At 33.2% G+C, this 19,168-nt stretch carries 19 protein-coding genes and 3 pseudogenes; 5 read left to right on the forward strand and 17 right to left on the reverse strand.

The window, feature by feature from the left end:
• Window positions 1-4: 4 nt before the first annotated feature.
• The 3 genes from QUF93_RS19095 to QUF93_RS19105 all read right to left on the reverse strand — a co-directional run bounded on the left by QUF93_RS19095 (window position 5) and on the right by QUF93_RS19105 (window position 2,701).
• Complete coding sequence (locus QUF93_RS19095) at window positions 5-1,768, reverse strand: SulP family inorganic anion transporter (RefSeq protein WP_289359852.1); 1,764 nt, start codon at window positions 1,766-1,768, stop codon at window positions 5-7.
• Between the two features lie 143 nt (window positions 1,769-1,911).
• The gene (locus tag QUF93_RS19100; RefSeq protein WP_002203099.1) at window positions 1,912-2,346 is read right to left on the reverse strand and encodes a hypothetical protein; all 435 of its coding nucleotides are present in this window, start codon (window positions 2,344-2,346) and stop codon (window positions 1,912-1,914) included.
• Window position 2,347: 1 nt separating this feature from the next.
• A complete protein-coding gene (locus QUF93_RS19105) occupies window positions 2,348-2,701 on the reverse strand; it encodes an ArsR/SmtB family transcription factor (protein WP_002035151.1) in 354 nt (117 codons plus the stop codon).
• Window positions 2,702-3,005: 304 nt separating this feature from the next.
• Here QUF93_RS19105 and QUF93_RS19110 point away from each other — a divergent pair, with 304 nt between their 5' ends.
• A complete protein-coding gene (locus tag QUF93_RS19110) occupies window positions 3,006-3,782 on the forward strand; it encodes a C39 family peptidase (protein ID WP_088059615.1) in 777 nt (258 codons plus the stop codon).
• Between the two features lie 157 nt (window positions 3,783-3,939).
• Here QUF93_RS19110 and QUF93_RS19115 read toward each other — a convergent pair whose 3' ends face one another.
• Complete coding sequence (locus QUF93_RS19115; protein WP_289375787.1) at window positions 3,940-4,572, reverse strand: recombinase family protein; 633 nt, start codon at window positions 4,570-4,572, stop codon at window positions 3,940-3,942.
• 81 nt (window positions 4,573-4,653) lie between these two features.
• On the opposite strand from QUF93_RS19115, the pseudogene QUF93_RS19120 reads away from it, so the two are divergent.
• Window positions 4,654-4,966: pseudogene (locus QUF93_RS19120) on the forward strand (heavy metal-binding domain-containing protein).
• A 113-nt stretch (window positions 4,967-5,079) separates the two neighbouring features.
• Here QUF93_RS19120 and QUF93_RS19125 read toward each other — a convergent pair.
• The 4 genes and pseudogenes from QUF93_RS19125 to QUF93_RS19140 all read right to left on the reverse strand — a co-directional run.
• Window positions 5,080-6,159: a Ger(x)C family spore germination protein gene (locus tag QUF93_RS19125; RefSeq protein WP_088059620.1), complete on the reverse strand. Its 1,080-nt coding sequence runs from the start codon at window positions 6,157-6,159 to the stop codon at window positions 5,080-5,082.
• A 2-nt stretch (window positions 6,160-6,161) separates the two neighbouring features.
• The gene (locus QUF93_RS19130; protein WP_088059622.1) at window positions 6,162-7,244 is read right to left on the reverse strand and encodes a GerAB/ArcD/ProY family transporter; all 1,083 of its coding nucleotides are present in this window, start codon (window positions 7,242-7,244) and stop codon (window positions 6,162-6,164) included.
• 20 nt (window positions 7,245-7,264) lie between these two features.
• The gene (locus tag QUF93_RS19135; RefSeq protein WP_088059625.1) at window positions 7,265-8,764 is read right to left on the reverse strand and encodes a spore germination protein; all 1,500 of its coding nucleotides are present in this window, start codon (window positions 8,762-8,764) and stop codon (window positions 7,265-7,267) included.
• Window positions 8,765-9,250: 486 nt separating this feature from the next.
• Window positions 9,251-9,841, reverse strand: a pseudogene (locus QUF93_RS19140) (transposase); the annotation flags it as partial.
• Between the two features lie 64 nt (window positions 9,842-9,905).
• Between QUF93_RS19140 and QUF93_RS19145 the strand changes: the two are divergent.
• A complete protein-coding gene (locus QUF93_RS19145) occupies window positions 9,906-10,592 on the forward strand; it encodes an IS6 family transposase (protein WP_088059627.1) in 687 nt (228 codons plus the stop codon).
• Window positions 10,593-10,853: 261 nt separating this feature from the next.
• Here the strand turns inward: QUF93_RS19145 and QUF93_RS19150 are convergent, their stop codons facing one another.
• The 4 genes and pseudogenes from QUF93_RS19150 to QUF93_RS19165 form a co-directional block, all read right to left on the reverse strand.
• A complete protein-coding gene (locus QUF93_RS19150; RefSeq protein WP_088059630.1) occupies window positions 10,854-11,129 on the reverse strand; it encodes a barstar family protein in 276 nt (91 codons plus the stop codon).
• Window positions 11,130-11,140: 11 nt separating this feature from the next.
• The gene (locus tag QUF93_RS19155) at window positions 11,141-11,719 is read right to left on the reverse strand and encodes a ribonuclease domain-containing protein (protein ID WP_289375790.1); all 579 of its coding nucleotides are present in this window, start codon (window positions 11,717-11,719) and stop codon (window positions 11,141-11,143) included.
• Window positions 11,720-11,814: 95 nt separating this feature from the next.
• Window positions 11,815-12,360 (reverse strand): annotated as a pseudogene (locus tag QUF93_RS19160) (MMPL family transporter); the annotation flags it as partial.
• A gap of 175 nt (window positions 12,361-12,535) precedes the next feature.
• Complete coding sequence (locus QUF93_RS19165; RefSeq protein WP_289375791.1) at window positions 12,536-13,288, reverse strand: WecB/TagA/CpsF family glycosyltransferase; 753 nt, start codon at window positions 13,286-13,288, stop codon at window positions 12,536-12,538.
• 205 nt (window positions 13,289-13,493) lie between these two features.
• Between QUF93_RS19165 and QUF93_RS19170 the strand changes: the two genes are divergently transcribed.
• On the forward strand, window positions 13,494-14,930 hold the full coding sequence (locus QUF93_RS19170; RefSeq protein WP_289375793.1) for an IS4 family transposase: 1,437 nt from the start codon (window positions 13,494-13,496) through the stop codon (window positions 14,928-14,930).
• A 323-nt stretch (window positions 14,931-15,253) separates the two neighbouring features.
• Complete coding sequence (locus tag QUF93_RS19175) at window positions 15,254-15,529, forward strand: hypothetical protein (RefSeq protein ID WP_002114672.1); 276 nt, start codon at window positions 15,254-15,256, stop codon at window positions 15,527-15,529.
• Between the two features lie 67 nt (window positions 15,530-15,596).
• On the opposite strand, the gene QUF93_RS19180 is transcribed toward QUF93_RS19175, so the two are convergent.
• The 5 genes from QUF93_RS19180 to QUF93_RS19200 form a co-directional block, all read right to left on the reverse strand.
• On the reverse strand, window positions 15,597-15,830 hold the full coding sequence (locus QUF93_RS19180) for a YuzF family protein (RefSeq protein WP_002114671.1): 234 nt from the start codon (window positions 15,828-15,830) through the stop codon (window positions 15,597-15,599).
• A 227-nt stretch (window positions 15,831-16,057) separates the two neighbouring features.
• The gene (locus QUF93_RS19185; protein ID WP_002114669.1) at window positions 16,058-16,291 is read right to left on the reverse strand and encodes a hypothetical protein; all 234 of its coding nucleotides are present in this window, start codon (window positions 16,289-16,291) and stop codon (window positions 16,058-16,060) included.
• A 298-nt stretch (window positions 16,292-16,589) separates the two neighbouring features.
• Window positions 16,590-16,736 (reverse strand): BC1881 family protein, encoded by a 147-nt coding sequence (locus tag QUF93_RS19190; protein ID WP_000738547.1) that lies wholly within the window; start codon window positions 16,734-16,736, stop codon window positions 16,590-16,592.
• A gap of 546 nt (window positions 16,737-17,282) precedes the next feature.
• Complete coding sequence (locus QUF93_RS19195) at window positions 17,283-17,744, reverse strand: CarD family transcriptional regulator (protein WP_289375794.1); 462 nt, start codon at window positions 17,742-17,744, stop codon at window positions 17,283-17,285.
• Between the two features lie 216 nt (window positions 17,745-17,960).
• Window positions 17,961-18,869, reverse strand: coding sequence for an acyl-ACP desaturase (locus QUF93_RS19200; RefSeq protein WP_289359856.1), 909 nt, complete (start codon window positions 18,867-18,869; stop codon window positions 17,961-17,963).
• Window positions 18,870-19,168: the final 299 nt, after the last annotated feature.

Raw genomic sequence — 19,168 nt, forward strand, 5'->3', positions numbered from 1 at the left:
TTTTTTAAAAATCTAAAGCATTTTCCTTATTATTTATTGTATTTCTTTCCTGTGATTGCTGAGAAAGTTGGGTACATTCATGAAAAGCGAAATGTTTACACCCTATACATTTTTTTGTATTCAATTGTTCTAAAGCACAGTTAATGGCTTCACCGGTATGATCAAAAAAGTTTTCTTCCCCAATCTCAGCGTACAATCCATTCTTATCTAGAGTTACTTTTAGCTCTGATTGAATTCCTGAAATAAGAAGTACGCCACCTTGTTTTTTAAAATGCTGAACAATATTCCTAAAGTAAGACTCTCCTGTTGTATCAATAAAAGGAACTTTTCCCATACGTAAAATTAAAACTTTAGGTTTATAATGAATAGTTGCTAAAATGTTTTGTTCAAATGTTTGAGCAGCACCAAAAAATAGTGGGCCTTCTATTGTATAAATACTAATTTGTGGACAATCATGAGTTTTATTTACCACATGTGGCAACAATTTTTCATGTTTTCTTGTATGATCAGGAAGCACTTTAGATATGACAAGCATGTTGCTCATCCGTTTTGTAAACAAAATAATAGCCAAAATAAGCCCAATTTCCACAGCTGTTGTCAAACTAGTAAATACGGTAAGTAAAAATGTTACAAGTAATACAAGAGAATCCCCCGTTTTCATTTTAAGGATGTGGACAAAATGTTTTTGTTCACTCATATTCCAAGCCACCACCATTAAAATGGGAGCCATGCTAGCAAGCGGAATATGTGAAGCATATGGAGCTAACAGTAGAAGCGTGAATAACACAAATCCCCCATGGATAACACCCGACATCGGAGATACAGCTCCACTCTTAATATTGGTTGCTGTGCGGGCAATTGCTCCAGTTGCCGGAATTCCTCCAAATAACGGTGCAACAATATTGGCAATTCCTTGGCCAATAAGCTCTTTGTTACTGTTGTGTTTACTATTTGTCATACCATCTGCCACGACGGCGGATAAAAGAGATTCAATACCACCCAACATTGCAATAACAAATGCAGGACCAATTAACTGTTTTATACGCTCTACTGTGATTTCTGGTATATCAAACTGAGGAAGTGTGTTTGGAATCGTACCATATGCTGTACCAATAGTAGGTACATGACCTGAGAAAAATACAGTTGCAATTAAAGTTGAAATAACAACACCTACTAATGAACCTGGTACTTTTGGAAAAATTTTTGGTGTTATGAGTATAACAAGAAAGCAAATCAAAGCAATTATGACACTGTAAGAATTGGTAGTACCGATATGAGTAAAAATTTCCTTCAAATTCGCTATAAATTCCTCATGCTTTTTTATACCTGTTAAACCTAAAAAACTAGCAATTTGTCCCGTAAAGATACTGACGGCAATACCTGACGTAAAGCCAATTGTTACAGGACGTGGAATAAATTTAATTAAAGATCCTAGTTTAAAAATTCCCATAAGGCATAAGATAATTCCAGCTAATAAACCAGCAAGTAGTAAATTTTCATATCCATAGGTAATTACAATCCCTAAAAGAATAGGAACAAAAGCACCTGTAGGCCCTCCAATTTGGTACTTTGAACCACCAAATAGCGAAATAAGTATCCCGGCAATACATGTTGTATAAATCCCATACTCTGGCTTAACACCAGAGGCTATAGCAAAAGACATAGCAAGCGGAATCGCAACAACTCCAACAATCATTCCTGAAAGAAGATCCTTTTGAAAATGTCCCAATGAATATCCTTCAAATCTTCCCGTAAATAACCCTTTCATTACAAAACCTTCTTTTCTATTTTTAATAAATCTTACTTCTTCTGAAAGAATATTTTCTTTTGATAAATTTGAGTTACAAATGCATTTCTCATACTCTTATACAGACGCTTTTTATCTCTTTATAAGAGAGCATCAATCTAATATTAGTTATACGTTTTGCTTAAATGACGTTCTAATTTACCTATATCTCCTCCTTCTTGTATGTAGGAATTTAACCTTTCTACTAGAAGTAATCCACCTCGACTATCTAGCTTTTTCATATCTATAAACGATTTAATTCTTACGTTATCTGGGGTACTATCTCTACGAAACATTTGTCCTGGAATTTCACTCCAGAAACTATTCCATTCGTCCAGTAACCCTATTTGATCAAATAAAAAACTTTGAATTCCGCATAACCAAGCTGTACAAGCTGTATTTCTCTTTTGACATCCAACTCCATCCTGTAAATGCTGGCATGAAAAACAACAAGAATTTCCACTTTTAATACAAACATTACAAACGTGATGAGCTCCTATTGAGCGAAATATTTCCATTCCATGTTGAATGATATCTTCTTTCTTAACTTCAATGCTCAACTTAACCCTCCTTAACTATCGTTTCACGTTCTGTTTCATCTAGTTCTTCTAACATTGAAATCGTGTCGATTAAATGGTTGTTAAAAATTTTCCGTGCAACTACCAGTAAATCCACAATCATAGGGTCTCGTAGAGAATATAAAACTCGTTTTCCATCTTTAGTACCAACAACAATGTTTTTTGAACGTAGTACACTTAATTGTTGAGAAACAGCTGAACCTTCCTTGTTAAGGATCGTTTGAATTTCATTTACACTTCTTTCACCCTCTGACAATAATTCTAGAATACCTATTCGCAAAGGATGTGATAAGGCTTTAAAAAAATCGGCTTTAAATTGTTGCATTTCATTTCCCATTAAAACACCTCTAGTACTTATTTTTAATAAAAAAAGTATCATATACATCTTCAAATGTTTGAATATGTATATGATACTTCTAGAACTTACAATTTTCAATAAAAACATTTGAAACGACATGAGTAAGTTGTTAATCATTAAATATTGTATACGCCCCATTTTTACACGCATCTGAGTGGTATCCCAATATCGGTCACATAAATATTGAATATTTTTACAAGGAATTAAAGAACACACTAAATAAAAAACGATATTTAATGAGATATTATGACATATATTGAACTTCCTAAAGAAGGTGAATGATGTGAAAAGATTTCTAACTCTTTATGTCCTATTTTCAATTTTAGCAGGGTGCTCTGCCAAACAATCCCCAGTTGAAAAACATGGGTCTAATGTTGGACATGAAGATACTGGATTAACAAAAAATGTGAAACATCCAACATCTCAAAACGAACCACAACAATCCCCAGCTCCTACGGTCCAAGAAAAGGTCATTTTAGATGTGCCATTAATACTACAAAAACCTGAACTGAAATACGGTTGCGAAGTTACGAGCTTAGCGATGGTATTACAGTACGCTGGTATTAAAGTTAATAAAATGCAGTTAGCTAACGGTATCAAAAAAGATAATGACCCACTGTCTATGAGTAATGGCGGGGATATCATTCGATGGGGAGATCCTAAAGAAGGATTCGTTGGAGATATAACGGGGAAAAATAAGGGTTATGCTGTCTACGTCCAACCGCTACAAGAATTGATGGAACAGTATCTTCCCAATCGTACCATGAACTTAACAGGAAAAAATTTTAATGATGTATTAGCTCAAATTAAAATAGGTAAACCTGTAGTGGTTTGGACGACAGGAGATTACAAAGTTCCGGATAGATGGGAATCTTGGAAACATGGGAACAAACAAATCACAGCTCCTCTGGATTTACACGCTGTTGTACTCATAGGTTTTGAGGATGGGTATATTTATATTAATGATCCTTTAAGTGGAAAAAAAGCGCAGAAGGTGAATCAAGAAACGTTCATTCAATCTTGGGATGCATTAGGGAAACAAGCCTTATCCTATCGCTAACAAATTCAAACTTGTCTAATACCTATAATAGGAGTCTAAAGTAAAAAGCGCCAATTTCCTTTGCTTACAGAAAATTAGCTTTTTGTTTCATTTTATATAGGCTAGTACCAGCGTTCTTACAACTAGGGGAAAAGTAGCATTTATTATAGGAGCGATGCTACTTTCCTTCTTCATATTCCTTCATTATTTTATAAAACGTGTTTTTCCTTAGTTCTAACATTTCCATAAACATAACAGCAGTTATTTCTCCACTTTTCCATTTTGAATGAGTCTCTTCTATTATATTTATTTGTTGTTTGCTTAGGGTCGAAAGGTTCACCTGAGGACGGCCTAAATGCTTTCCTTGTGATTTAGCTACCGCAATCCCTTCCGCTTGTCTCTGATGAATTTTTTTTCGTTCTTGATCAGCAACATAGGAAAGCAAAGATAAAAATTGATCTTCCATTAATCGTCCCATGTCACCCATCTCACGGAATTTACGACTATCAAACAGCGTTTCATTTTCTAAAACAACAATATCTGCTTGTAATTCTCTTGTTATGTATTTCCACTCCGCAATTACTTCATCATAATTATGCCCCATTCGATCTAAGGCATCTATGTAAACAATATCACCTGAACTCAATATTTTTCGTAATAATTGATACTGAGGACGATCGAAATGTCGTCCACTTGCTTTATCGACAAAAATACGTCGAGCTTCCACCCCTCGTTCCATCATTTTATGTAATTGACGTTGTTCATTTTGATCTTTTGTACTTACCCGTATATATCCATAAATATTCGCCACGTTTGGTATTCTTCTTACATTTGTTACCTCAATTATACCATTTTCGTTTATAAGGGGTCACCATATAGGAGAGTGTTAATAATGATTGTAACAACAACTTCTGTTATTCAAGGAAAAGAAATTATTGTTTATGTAAATATTGTAAATAGCGAAGCGATTATGGGTGCCAAACATCGTCCGTGATTTATTTGCCCCTGTTCGAAATGTTGTTGGTGGCCGTTCTAGGTAATCCGAAAGAAAATTGAAGGAAGTACGTGATATTGCGATAGAAGAAATGAAACAGCTTACAAAACAAAAAGGCGCAAATACAATTGTTGGGATTGATGTAGACTATGAAGTGGTTCGTGACGGAATGCTAATGGTTGCTGTAAGTGGTACAGCTGTACATGTATAAAAATTATTAAATATAAAAAGCATCTCAACTTTTCATGAGATGCTTTTTTCCTGTTTTCATCCCATGACACCTTGTTTCATTTATTAAAAGTTTTCATACCTTATGTGACTTTTTTATTCCGTCACACCAGATTGAATAATTTTAACATCCGCAGTTACATGAAAACGTAAATGCTTATAGGAGTTTTCCCACTCTTTATCGTTCCACTTTCTTGTTTGAGTCCTACCAAATTTTCTAAGACCTATAGGATCTGTCCCTTTATTAATAAATCTTTTTATTAATTTAGTTGCCTTTTTCTCTAGTTCATTTTCCATTATCTTTTCTAACTTTCGTATTTCTTTGGCATTGTCCAAGTTTTTTGTTTTTGTCAATTCTTGAATTTCACCCTTCACTTGAATATGGGCATCTATGAATGGATTCCGGCTATTTCCCTTCATTTTGTATTTTGTTCCCGCTCTAATATTTTCTATCGTCGCATAATTATCAGAAAAACCAGGGAGATGGAATTGGTACGTTCCATGTTTAAATTTATCGGTCAACATTTTGAATATAAATAAATCTTTAGATGCGAGCGTATCAACCATCTTATACCTTTTAAATAAAACTACACCATTTAACTCTAATAAATTTCCTTTTTTTGAAATTAGGGGCAAATATGAATCTCTCGCATCATCATAAAGTTGGTTTAAAAATAAATAAAGATTTGTTTCTGGCTGTACTCCATTCTTAATATTCTGCTCAATTAAGGAAGATAAATAGGTGGAAACTCCTTGTTCCTTAGAGTAATTTCCTTTTAAAAGTGATTCTCCTCTTTCATTTGCAATCGCTAAATGGATTGCATTTCCGATACTTGGGAGTCGGTTCATAGTTTCTAAAATTTCTTTCATTCCCTTTTTAGCTAATTTTTTATCAAATATAATCATACGTAATTGCCCTAACTCTAGAGGTCCAGAAGATTTTTCAGATGCTCTTGCCAGAACTTCTTTACTAGTTTTCCCTAATGCTGAATAAATTTTTGTTTGTCCTTCGCCACTACTTTTATATGCTGAAATCGCAAACGTTCCTCTTAGTTTATCTTCAGCCTCTAAATCATATGAAGCAACTTGAATTAAATCAATATCATCAACAATTTTAGTTTTAGCACACCCTATCAAGAGGACACTTAATATGAGAAAAAATACCCATTGTTTCATCTTTATCTCCTTAATTTTATTCGAATGGTTTGGATAATCCACAAAATAGGAAGGAACATATATATGTAAATAAAGCCAGCTTGGCCTACCCAAGTATTCAATAAATTTAGTTTATTACGATTGTTCAAGAAGAATGTTAAAACGAAAATAAATAGAATTAGAAACGGCAAAATATATTTTTGTTTTATCTTCAATGTCTCTTTTATGCCACGGCTTACTCCCCATAATGTTATAGATATATTCGGTAATATAAGAAACGCCCAGACAGAGATTATGATGTACTCAAATCTCTCTATAAAAGGAAGCTGGATGATTTTGGTCATACTTAAATATGCCCATATAGCATGAGAAAGTTGTTTTTCACTAAAAAATGCAAGTGATAAAATCATAAGGTATGTATATATGACAGTCGTTACTAAATTCCCGTAGTGCGCATATCTCTGAGAGGTTTGCGCATTTTTAATAAAGGGATAATACATCAATAACGTTTCAAATCCTAGATAGCTGAACATAGTTCCTTTCATTCCCTTAATAATTTCTTGAAATGAATGCTGCCATATTGGAAATAGGTTTCGAAAATCTGCATATTGCAAAGGATAGAAAAATGTAAAGATCAGTATGCTTGGTATAACAATTCCAAAGAAACCAATGCCTGCAACTACACGAAATCCTCCTGTTACAATGTAGTAACATAAAATCAAAAAAATCCCTGAAAGAATCCACGTGGACATAGAAGGAAACATCCAAACATGTACTACCTCAATATAAGTGTGTAATGTTGTTGCACCCAGCAATAACATATATGCTAGAAAAATGAGATTGAATACTCCACCAACCCATTTTCCAAAGACATTCTGTTGGATTATGATAATGTCCCCATTACCTTGATTTAAAATTTGATATATAATCCAAATCATGAGGTTAACAGACAATCCAAAAAATAGGGTACTAATCCATGCATCGTTTCCTGCTAACTTTGCACTAACTCTTTCAAAACCAAGCATACCGACTCCCATTTGCATAGTACAAATTAAAAAAAATACAACAAATGGGGAAACTTGATACTCAGTTGGAATGTTCTTCATAACGTTCCTCCATGTTAGATTTAATCATCAAAGTCATTTCGTGGTGAATTTTTATTTTTCTTTGCGTTTTCGGGATTAAAACGAATGCGCTGTTTGGTTCTAGAAAACAAAGGTCGCTGAAACATTGATGAGATTGGCATACGAATAATACTGTCTTTCCAATCTGCCAGTCTTGTAGGATAAAAAGGGAATAAATAAGGACGTTTTAACGATTTTGTACGTAATAAATGTGTTAGAAGAAAAGAACTTGCTATAACAATCCCTAGTAACCCCAATAGTTGTGCAGCTACTATAAATGGAAAGCGGATTACTCGAATTGTAATACCAATTTTATAAATTGGAGTTGTAAATGATGTAAGAGCTGAAAGAGCAACAATTATGATAAGCACGTTACTTGTAAGGCTGGCTTCTACCGATGCTTGCCCAATTACAATACCACCTACTATACCTACGGTTAATCCCACTTTAGTTGGTAAGCGCGCGCCTGCTTCTCTCAGTAATTCAATAGTTATTTCCAAAAAAAATGCTTCGATTACCGGAGGGAAAGGTATCTTACCTCTCGAAACCACCAAAGTTTCAAGAAGTTCTTTCGGAATAAGCTCGTAATGATATGTTAATATCGCAACATATAGGGGAGTAGTTAAAACAGAAAATATAAAAGCAAAAAATCTTAACAGTCGAAAGAAAGAAGCTATAATCCAAGGCATTGTATAATCTTCTGTTGTAGAAAAAAATTCAATCAATGTCGTAGGGAGTGTGATAGCAAACGGTGATCCATCTACAAATATTGCAATCTTTCCTTCTGCCAAAACAGCTGCTACACGATCTGGACGCTCTGTATTAAGGAAGTGTGGGAAAATAGAATTTGGATTATCTACAAGCAATCGAGCTAAGTAATTACTATCAAGAATGTGGTCTGTTTTAACTTTACTTACCCGTTTTATGATTTCCTGTACATTTTGATTGTTTACGATTCCTTCAATAAATACTACAGCTACAGAGGTATTAGAAAGGTCTCCTACTTTCAATGCTTCTACTTGGAGAAAAGGCGTTGGAAGCCTTCTACGCAGCAAATTCAAATTTGTATCCAGATCTTCAACAAATGCGATTTGCGGGCCTACAATATTATATTCAATTTCAGGTTTTGTAATATCCCTGCCTTCTTTATTTGATATATTTATTAACAAACCGCTTGATACATCTTTATCTATTTGAATTAATATATACCCGTTTAAAATATCATTCTGAATGTCTTCTATTTGTTTTGTTACTTTTGAAACCCCAAATGGTAAAGCAGCTTGAATATCTTGTAGTGAATCGAAAGGTTTCCCTTTTATGTACGATAAAACATCTTTGTGTAACATATTTACATCAATTAATGTCCGAAAATACGAGACCACTATAGGTGAATCTTCCGAATAAATTTTTAATTCAGTGAAATCTTCAGATTTATTTAACAATTGAATAAGGTCATGCAAAGATTTTATAGGATAACAAGGGATTTTTTCATGCTGTTTCAATTGACAATACCCTTCCCTTCAGAAATAAACTATATAATACATTCAAAAATTTATATTTTAAACTTTAGGAACAGTAACATATAAATATACTCATTGAAATTGTTACATCCCCTCTAGAAATAACTTAACCCAAATCCATTGGGAAAATGTATACAAAGGAAAAAATATAAAGAGTATGATAATTAAAAGTAAAATAGAAATTAATGTAAAGAATCTTACGCATGTCCATCAACTTAACAAATTAATCGTTCCTCAAAATGAAAGAATGAACTGAATTTTCATAGACAACTTTGAAGAGATGAAACTTTCATTTTAAGATGCTCTAAAATATTAGCTTGATAGCAGTTTAACTCTACCCCATGCCCATCAACTTAAGAGCCAAAATAAAATGAAATCTCGTTCATATGAACGAAAAAACTCTTAAAATACTTTGTACCCTTAAAAATAAGTATGTCAAATAAACCTCAATCAACAAAATTTTAAAAATCATGAAATTTTGTTTTGTTTTTTCAATCCACTATGCTCATAAATAACACCCAGGATATCAAAGACTGTTTTCTTCTCATATCGGTGAGATTTCCGTCCATTTTTCAGTAAGATGTTGAATAGACGACACAAGATTTTTGTTATTTCTTGAGTGTTTTGTTGTATAGCTTGATACAAGATGTATAGATGATCTTGTATCATTCCAATGGCTTTATATTCGCTTAATTCTTTTTGTTTCTTTTGTAAAATCAACTGTCGCATCTTAAACATAGTAGAAGAACATAGAAAAATAGCAATTAGTTTTCCATAAATGTGACATTCTAATCGCTCTTGTTTAATATTTTGCCAATGATGGATTTGAAAAAGTGATTTCCAAGTTTTAAAGATAATTTCGATTTACCAGCGAAGAGAGTAAAAATCATGTATTTGTTCCATCGGAACAATCTCCCAAGGTGTATTGGTAACATATATGTTAATACCAGCTAATTTTTTGCTTTTCTCTGAATATGTAATACCCTTTTTACTTTCCGTATACACTTGTTTTTTCATACGCTCACGAAGTTGTTTTTCAGTTAATCGATACATAATAAGGTTCTGTTGCAAAGTGTTTAAAACTAAGCTAAACTTTTGCAAAACAGAGTGAGGGGAATCATAAATGAGATATTTTAAAGGAAAACAATTCAAAAAAGATATTATTTTGGTAGCCGTTGGCTACTATTGTCGTTTTTCTTTAAGTTATCGTGATGTCTCTGAAATTTTGAAAGAACGTGGTGTTTCAGTTCATCCAACAACTATTATGCGCTGGGTTCATGAATATGGGCACCTGATCTATCAAATTTGGAAGAGGAAAAATAAAAGAGTGCAACTATCTTGGAAATTGGATGAGACGTATATAAAAGTCCAAGGAGAATGGTGTTACCTGTATCGTGCAATTGATAAAGAAGGGTACACATTGGATATTCAACTTCGTAAAAAACGAGATCATCAGGCTGCATATGCCTTTATGAAAAGATTAGTGAAAACGTTTGGAGAACCAACGGTTCTAACAACAGATAAAGCACCGGCATTACTTTGTGCACTCAAAAAATTAAAGGAACAAGGCTTTTATAAACATACAACTCATTGTACAATCAAGCATTTGAATAATCTCATAGAACAGGACCATAGACATGTAAAACGCCGCTTTGCCAAATCTGCAGGATTTCAAAGTCTTCGCCATGCTTCGCGCACTTTGAAAGGAATCGAAACGATTCATGCTATATATAAACGAAAACGAAGTTTGCAGCCAAACTTCGTTTTTTCAACGTACAATGAATTACAGCAATTACTCACAATTGTATAGAATTCAGCTATACCCCATCCTAAATTTCTATCTGTAAAAAACTTTGCAACAGAACCGAAATAACAAAATATAAACAATAAAAAGAATTACTTATATTATAGTTTACATAGTAACAATACAATATTGAGAAACTTTTACATAAGTCCAGTATGGGGTACGGAAACGATTCGAGGTATGAGGGGCCACTATGAAAGAAAATCAAATTGATACAATAAAAAGCGTAGAAATTAATTATTTCTACGCTTTTTAAATGCTCTTAAATTATTTTACTTTAATGAAAAATCTTCCTGGCATTTTTTCTTGTGCATCTTGAAATGTTTCTAAAATTATATCTGCCTCTTGACCTAACATATTTTGACTTTCCTTAAAAAACTCCCACTCTATTGTTAACGGAAGAATGACCCATGCCGTTAAGCAATCCCATAATGCATCAGCATTTTCTCCATAATAATCAGGAAGATCTAGCTTTTCCTTTAATATTTTGTGTAAAACTTCTTCACTTGTAAATTGTCGACCATCTAATTTTAAAAATTCCATAATAATTCCTCCTACTTTATCTCAGTAAATGTTTTATAATGATCCGAGGTTTTATAAATTAGTCCATCACTAGAATAGACAATTCTATCATTGCCTCGATAGCCTGACACATAATTAATATCTGCTTCATACCAAGTTCTACCAGGCACGTCTGGTAGTTGCTTCTTTCTGTTTTCAAAAATATCGCCACCCATATTTTTACCAGGTGCTACTTTATGCAGGTTTCCCTCTCTATTCACCCAACCTAGTGCTTCTGCTTGATCTTTTGTGATGTAATTATCTGGTAATTTTTTATGTTCTTTTACATATTTAGCAACCTCATCAAAACCTGTAGGATATTTTGTGAAATTAGTAGTTTTTGCAGCCTTCTCAAGATTTTTCGCTTTCTTTTCAATATCTTCGACAGTACCAATTACTTTACCAATAGTTTTTACAGTTTTGATAGTTCCACCAGAAAATACTGTTACAATACCCATGGCATAATCTGATGGCTTATATCTTTCTTCCTCAGCTATTTCATGCCCTTGTACCATTTGGATTATTTCTTTAGGAATATTAATAATTGGCAAAATATCTAATGTGACATTCATGAATTTAGTTGTATCTCGATTTGCTTGTTCAACCTCTTCCAGCTTCTATTTTATAGGGAAGCGGTTTTTTAACTGAATACAACTATGAATTAAATTTAACTGTTCTGTTTATATATCTTTTCACTTTTGTTTTCCGTGCGATGTATAATGCTTTCTCCTTCAACATCAATGTTAGGCAAAATTTTATCCAGCCATTTTGGCAAGTACCAGGCTGACTTGCCCATGAGAGTCATGACCGCAGGTACGATTGTCATTCTCACGATGAATGCGTCAAAGAAAACACCGAATGTAAGAGCCATGCCTATGGATTTAATGATGGGATCAGGTGCCAACATGAATCCAATAAATACAGACATCATAATTAATCCTGCTGCGACTACGACTCTCCCGCTCTCCCGCATTCCTTCTACAATAGCTCTCTTCGGGTCTCCTGTATGCGTATATACTTCCCGCATCTTGCTCACTAGGAACACCTCATAGTCCATGGCCAGTCCGAACAGGATGCCAATCAGAATAACAGGTAAGAAGGCTAAAATCGGACCGGCAGCCGGGAAACCAAATATATTTTGGAAATGCCCATCCTGCACAAAAAATACCACGGCTCCCAACGTAGCGCCAAGAGAAAGTAGAAACCCTAATAGGGGTCACCATACATGCCCATCAACTTAAGAATTTTTACTACCCCTAAGTACAAAAAAACGTTATTCTTTCTAAACAATCTAAGAAAAAAGCAACCTTTCTTTTTAAGAAAGGTTACTTTTTTCTTATTCCCTCTTTTCGGGAGATAGACATGTATGGTGACCCAATTAAAAGAAATTAATTAGTTGTTTTTTTAAGCCTCTCTGCACTAACTGATAACAAAAAATTTGGAAGTACAAGCTGTCTTTTTATCCTCTTAGGCTGTGTTATCAATCTATATAACCATTCTGTTCCTGTATTCCTCATAACTTTAGGTGCTCTTTTTACCATACCTGACCAGATATCAATCATACCCCCAATCCCGATAGACAAAGGTACGGTTAATTCTTGAAGATTTTCATAAATAAATATTTCTTGCTTTGGAGATCCTAATCCTACTAGTAATAAATTTGGTTGAAACTGTTGTATTTGAGCGCTGACCTCTTCCATCTGTTCTTGATTTACAAAGCCATGATGTCCTTGGAAAATAGCATGAGGAAAGGACGTTTTTAAATTTTTTATTGCTTTCTCATTATTTTCTGGCGCAGCCCCAAAAAGAAACACTCGATATCGATTTTGATTACATTGATTTATTAAATCATGAGTTAAATCTGCACCTGTAGCTCGTTCTTTCAACTGTCCATTTAAAATTTTAGAACCAAGTATAACACCTATTCCATCAGCTGTTATTAAATCTGCAGATAATAGAATATTTTTAAACTGCACTGATTCAAACGAGGTCTGCTGAGCAAACATCACGATTTCAGGATTAGCCGTAACAACAAATCTAGGTTTATCTGTTTTTTCTGGTAGCCAATCTTTTAATAAATTTACTATCTGTTTATACTCCAAACTACAAAATGGTATCCCTTTTATATACTGTTGTTCCATTTCTCTCGTATAACCTCCGCTCATATATTGTTAAAGTTTTGTAAATTAACCAAATATTCATTCCCTTGTTATTTTATCATAAATAAATATGTATATCTTATTGAGGTATGACAATATGCACATCGAGTTAAGATAAATTTGTCTCCCTATAATCAAAAAAACGCTATTATTTTTGTAGAAATATGCAGAAAGGATGGCGTTTTTTATGAATCTTTCGATTCAAGATGAACTACAATTATTTACTGAAGCATTACATCAACATCTTACTCCTTCATTTTTAGAAAAGCTTGCTAGAGAACTAGCTTTTGTACAACGAAAGCGTAAGTTTTCAGGTCACGATTTAGCTACTATTTGTGTCTGGATAAGTCAACGAGTAGCGAGTGATTCTTTAGTGCGGCTATGTAGCCAACTTCATGCTGTTACAGGAACTCTTATGAGTCCAGAAGGACTCAATAAACGTTTCAATAAAAAAGCTGTTTGCTTGTTAAAACATATTTTCTCTGCATTATTAAAAAATAAAATTTATGAAACATCAGTGATTCCAAGCTCTTCAATCACCTATTTTCAACGGATTCGTATTTTAGATGCGACGATTTTTCAAGTGCCAAAACATTTAGCTAGTGTGTATCCTGGATCAGGTGGTTGTGCACAAACAGCGGGTATAAAGATTCAATTAGAATATGATTTACATAGCGGACAGTTTTTAAATTTTCAAGTTGAACCGGGGAAGAATAATGATAAGACCTTTGGAACAGAATGTTTAGCGACATTACGGCCTGGTGATCTATGTATTCGGGATTTAGGCTATTATTCACTGGACGATTTAGATCAAATGGACCAACGAGGCGTGTATTATATATCGCGGCTTAAACTAAATAATATGGTGTATATCAAAAATGAGTTTCCTGAATACTTTCGAAATGGGACAGTAAAAAAACAGTCTCAGTACATCAAAGTTGATTTAGAACACATTATGAATACCTTAGAACCAGGACAGGTCTATGAAATAACAGATGCTTATATTGGAAAGGATAAAAAACTATTTACACGAATTATTATATATCGATTAATTGAAAAACAACTTCGAGAACGTAAGAAAAAACAAGTGTATACGGAAAGTAAAAAGGGTATTACGTACTCAGAGAAAAGCAAACGATTGGCTGGTATGAACATTTATGTTACCAATACACCTTTGGAATGGGTTCCGATGGAACAAATACATGATTTTTATTCCCTCCGCTGGCAAATTGAAATTATCTTTAAAACTTGGAAATCCTTATTTCAAATTCATAATTGGCACAATATCAAACGAGAGCGATTAGAATGCCACATTTATGGAAAACTCATCGCTATTTTTCTATGTTCTTCTACTATGTTTAAGATGAGACAATTAATTTTACAAAAGAAGAAAAGAGAATTAAGCGAATATAAAGCCATTGGAATGATTCAAGACCATTTATACATTCTTTATCAAGCTATACAGCAAAACACCCGAGAAATAACAAAGATTTTAATCCGCCTGTTCCATCTTCTACAGAAGAATGGACGGAAATCTCACAGATATGAGAAGAAGACAGTCTTTGATATTATGGGTGTTGTCTATGAGTATAATGGATTGGGAAAACAAAAGAAAATTGCATAATTAAAAAAGTGAAACCCGTTAGGGTTTATTTGGTATGCGCATTTTTAAGAATATACTTCTATTTTCAGAATGTTTTAACCCGCCTGAACGAAAGTTCAGTTTGTTTACACTCTTAAGTTGATGGGCATGGGGTCACCATATCAAAAAAAGAAAATTGTACGTTTAGACACAATTTAGACACATTTTATCCGGTTCCCTGTACGTTAAGGAATTAGTTTGTATATTTGAGGAGATGTACGAGACAGATGTGAATTTAGGGGAATCCAATATTTTCTATTCAAATATGATAGAATGGAAATATATCCAAAACGGAGGAAAAACAAATGAACTCAAACACAAAACAGTTTATTTATGATATCCAGCAAAGAAAGAACAATTATATGGAAAATGTATTAAAGGCAATACAACACCCTAAAAAAGAGCAATCTGAACAGGTCATTCAAAATATAGTAGAGAAGATGGATATGATGATTAGTTTAGTTACTACTTACATGAGGATTGAATCAGGATCTATGGAAGAATTAAAAGATCTTCAGGAAGAAATTATTCATGCTCAAGCATATATTCAAAAACGAAAATTTGAAGAAACACAGAGATAAAACCCTGTGTTTTTATTTGGTCGTCTATGAAGCCAATCTGTTATAAATTAAATTAGATGTAATTTGATCACTGTTTTGGCATAATCCATACAATTTGTTGAATGCGTACAATATACGGTACCGTATCTTCAATGAGTAGATGATCTGGTTTTACATCCTTTAACTTTCCTCTTACATTACCCCTTACAGTTTCAATAACCACATGTTTACCAATTGCTGATTGTAATGTCTGATATACGTAGGGATTAGGTACACTTACCATATTTTGTTCACTCAAGTCATTTCCCTCCAAATAACTCATTCTATAGGACTCCTTTTTTACTCACATTCTTTCTCCTAATATATGATATAAATCTTATAAATATGCTAGAAGGATAATTCATTATATGATTGAAAATAAGATACGTTTTCTATATCTAAATTACTAAAAAATTATTTATATAAGGTTACTTTTACTAGTTAATAGGCAATGATATAGGGATATTTTGAATGTACATCCAGGTTGTTCCTTTCAAGATATGTATCATTTTAAATACGCCCTGTATTAGAATACTGCTCATACTTTTTTTGAGATTCTTTCGTAATACGTGCGTTAAGTAAAATTGCTAACAACAAAAACACTCCATATTTTCCCCCTGTAGCTCCTATGATAATCACACTACTACAAACAAGTACAATTAATAGGAGAAACGAAACTAAATAAATACGGTTATAGTTCTTTGACATCTTCTCGTATTTTATGCGTTCTTTCCTTGCATCCATCTAAATTCCTCCTTTAAATTATCCATTTCACTATAAAATAAATCCCGCTCTTAAAAAGAAAACAATCTATCGTTTCAAATAATTAGTTTGTTTTTTATCAACTAATGTATATAACATAAAAAGAAATCCTACCAATATTAAGCTTTCCACTATGATAATCCCGACCCTCTCCTTCCTTTTAACCCCCATCACATCAGATAGAATATATGTATATCCTATTATTAGTCGCAGCAAACAAAAAGGATCTTCCCTTCTCGTAAAGGCTGATCCTTTTCTTCGTTCATTCAACTATTTTTAGCTATTCTTGATTAATTAGAATAACAGCTGGTCCATCTACACGAATTCCACCAACTTCGATTTTTTCATAAGGCTCAACCGTAATAGAAATGATCCCTTCCCGCTTCTTTAATTCATTACTTAATTCTTTTGTTAACATTTTTTTCATGTGTGCACTCCTTCTTACTGCTTAATTTACTATTGTTATGTAAATGAAATTTAAAATGGTTTCCTGGTCTGGAAACCATTTTTTGTAGTTGACCATATGGTGTTACCAGTTCGTTTATCAATTTTAAGTAAAGAAGATAAACAATTACTATTCACTGTCTCAATAGATGTAAGAAACTCTTAAAGATAGCGGTGAGATTGATTGTTTTTTCTTCTAGAAATAATGACTTAGATAGTATATTACCTAAAACAATGAAAGCCCTACCTCTCTTTCATCCTTACGGCTCCTTGTCCGTGCCAGTGTGAATCAGGATTGCAAAAATCAAGTGACTATTTAATCGAGTTATTTGATGAAACTTCGAACGTTCGTAAAAGAAATGTAAAAATAAAAATGGATTAGATTGAAGTAATAACAAAAGAGGTTCCTACTCTAAAAGTGAGTTGAAGAAGTTGAATGTTTTTGAAATGATTTATTTTTAATAATAATCATATTCCCGAAAAATTCAGGATATTTTCGGGGGATGTAATACATTATCTATAATGAACCTTAACCGAAACTTTTTATTTGATTTTCAGTGATCCCTTTAATTAATCCTAGTTCACTAATCAAAAATTCATGTGCGTTATCCAACATTTTTTTTTCGCTTGTATTAAGTGCTTTTTCTTTCTTCATACGCATTAAATCACGTACAACTTCAGCACCTTCTTGTATTTCACCCGTTTTTATTTTGTCCGTGTTCACTTTATACCTTTGTTTCCACGGCAGTAATCTATCTGATTCTCCATGCTGAAAAATGTGTATAATGTGTTTTAATGCAAGTATATCAGTAACTGGGCGTATACTCGAACTTAATATTTTACCCATAGGAATCATTACTTGCATATTACTGATTGACATTTTTATGACATAATACTGTTGTTTTTTCCCTGAGAATTCTTTTTCTTCTATGGCTTCAATTATACCTGCTCCGTGCATTGGATAAACAACGTTATCGCCAATTTGAAACATATAATCCACCTCCATATATGGTAACCTTCTTAACCTTAACACATATGTGATTTTTTATCAAATATTTTATAATATCATAAAATTATTTTTGGTGTCAACTACTTTTTCTTTAAAAATCAAATTAAATAAAAACAGCACCAAAACAATAGGGATCGTGTCAGATTTCCAATAAAGGGAAGGGGAATTTCCCCGCGTATATTCTGAAACCTCTACTCATTAACGTAGATCAGTTTCCCCTTGAAAACGACCAAATCGATCCCGTATTTTTTTCAATCTTGTGTGGTACTCCAAAATCTCAATTCTTGCTTTTTCAGCTAGAGGTGCAATTGGTCGTAAGTCTTTTAACCCCCAATAATCAACCACTACATCAAGTACTTGATCAAAATATTGTAGTGGCCCATAATTAGCTTCTTTTGCAATCACAGCCATTCGATTTTCAAAATCAGGCATGACAGCACCTGGCATTTTAAAATTCATAATCACATTGGCAATATGATAGCAATAATTAGGTTCCAATTCCAAATGTGTTCGAATGACGTCTCGATAAAATGCATAATGAAGAGTTTCATCTTTTGCAAGACGGCGTAATAATGTAGCAAGATCTGGATCATGCTTACTTGCAACCTTAGCTACATTATTGTAAAACACCATCGTTGCAAGTTCTTGTAGCGTCGTATACGTCATTGCTTCGATTGGTGTGTGAAAATCGGGCTCAAATCCCCCCTCAACGACTGACTTTCTTAATTCATGTAATCGTTTGGGATTCACACTTCGAGTGAGTAGTAAATATGTCTCCAATAAATTCGAATGTTGATCCTCTTCTGAAGTCCAAGTATGAATAAAGTCTGTAATAACAGAAAGGGACCCTTTAAAAGTCGCAGATAAATACGTTGTAAACCATGGTAAATTCACTTCTGTTAATAAAGCTGTTTCAATGGCCGTAATTACACCAGAAGGAAGAGTAACTTGACTTTCATCCCAAGGAACTCTTTTAAAGTCCCTTCCCTTATCCCATGGTAAAAACTCATGATAACCCCAGTCTATCTTCTGCGCTCTTATTTTATGTTGTTCATACAGTTCTTTTAAACGTGGTTCTAATCGGAAATCTAAATCATTTGTTAGCATATATAAGTGCCCCCTTTTCTTATCATAGATAGTCATTCTATTTTTACATTCATTTTTATCCTTAAAAATTTTCTACAAATAAATATTACTTTCCTTTTTTTAAGTCAAACATAACAAATTTGTAACAAAACTCTTTAAGAGCACTATATTTTTATATGATTTTTTCAAATCAAAAGGGGAACCGTTACATATATTGTCCTTTTTTATAAAAGGGGTTCTGAGGCATACGGTATGTTGCTTAGCCTAGATAAAAAAAACGATCATTAGTAAATAGAGAATAACATTCATGGATGAAGATA

This window comes from Bacillus hominis, from assembly GCF_030348325.1.
In the GTDB taxonomy this organism is placed as follows: domain Bacteria; phylum Bacillota; class Bacilli; order Bacillales; family Bacillaceae_G; genus Bacillus_A; species Bacillus_A hominis.

Excerpts from the sequence above, each read along its gene's own strand:
- QUF93_RS19190 (WP_000738547.1), bottom strand. The coding sequence starts at position 16,736 with ATGAAAAAAATGTTAACAAAAGAATTAAGTAATGAATTAAAGAAGCGG.
- QUF93_RS19195 (WP_289375794.1), bottom strand. The coding sequence starts at position 17,744 with ATGTTTCAAATTGGCGATAACGTTGTTTATCCAATGCACGGAGCAGGT.
- QUF93_RS19185 (WP_002114669.1), bottom strand. The coding sequence starts at position 16,291 with ATGGATGCAAGGAAAGAACGCATAAAATACGAGAAGATGTCAAAGAAC.
- QUF93_RS19170 (WP_289375793.1), top strand. The coding sequence starts at position 13,494 with ATGAATCTTTCGATTCAAGATGAACTACAATTATTTACTGAAGCATTA.
- QUF93_RS19180 (WP_002114671.1), bottom strand. The coding sequence starts at position 15,830 with ATGAGTTATTTGGAGGGAAATGACTTGAGTGAACAAAATATGGTAAGT.
- QUF93_RS19095 (WP_289359852.1), bottom strand. The coding sequence starts at position 1,768 with ATGAAAGGGTTATTTACGGGAAGATTTGAAGGATATTCATTGGGACAT.
- QUF93_RS19145 (WP_088059627.1), top strand. The coding sequence starts at position 9,906 with ATGAGATATTTTAAAGGAAAACAATTCAAAAAAGATATTATTTTGGTA.
- QUF93_RS19155 (WP_289375790.1), bottom strand. The coding sequence starts at position 11,719 with ATGAATGTCACATTAGATATTTTGCCAATTATTAATATTCCTAAAGAA.
- QUF93_RS19105 (WP_002035151.1), bottom strand. The coding sequence starts at position 2,701 with ATGGGAAATGAAATGCAACAATTTAAAGCCGATTTTTTTAAAGCCTTA.
- QUF93_RS19125 (WP_088059620.1), bottom strand. The coding sequence starts at position 6,159 with ATGAAACAATGGGTATTTTTTCTCATATTAAGTGTCCTCTTGATAGGG.
- QUF93_RS19130 (WP_088059622.1), bottom strand. The coding sequence starts at position 7,244 with ATGAAGAACATTCCAACTGAGTATCAAGTTTCCCCATTTGTTGTATTT.
- QUF93_RS19200 (WP_289359856.1), bottom strand. The coding sequence starts at position 18,869 with ATGCTAACAAATGATTTAGATTTCCGATTAGAACCACGTTTAAAAGAA.
- QUF93_RS19175 (WP_002114672.1), top strand. The coding sequence starts at position 15,254 with ATGAACTCAAACACAAAACAGTTTATTTATGATATCCAGCAAAGAAAG.
- QUF93_RS19165 (WP_289375791.1), bottom strand. The coding sequence starts at position 13,288 with ATGGAACAACAGTATATAAAAGGGATACCATTTTGTAGTTTGGAGTAT.
- QUF93_RS19150 (WP_088059630.1), bottom strand. The coding sequence starts at position 11,129 with ATGGAATTTTTAAAATTAGATGGTCGACAATTTACAAGTGAAGAAGTT.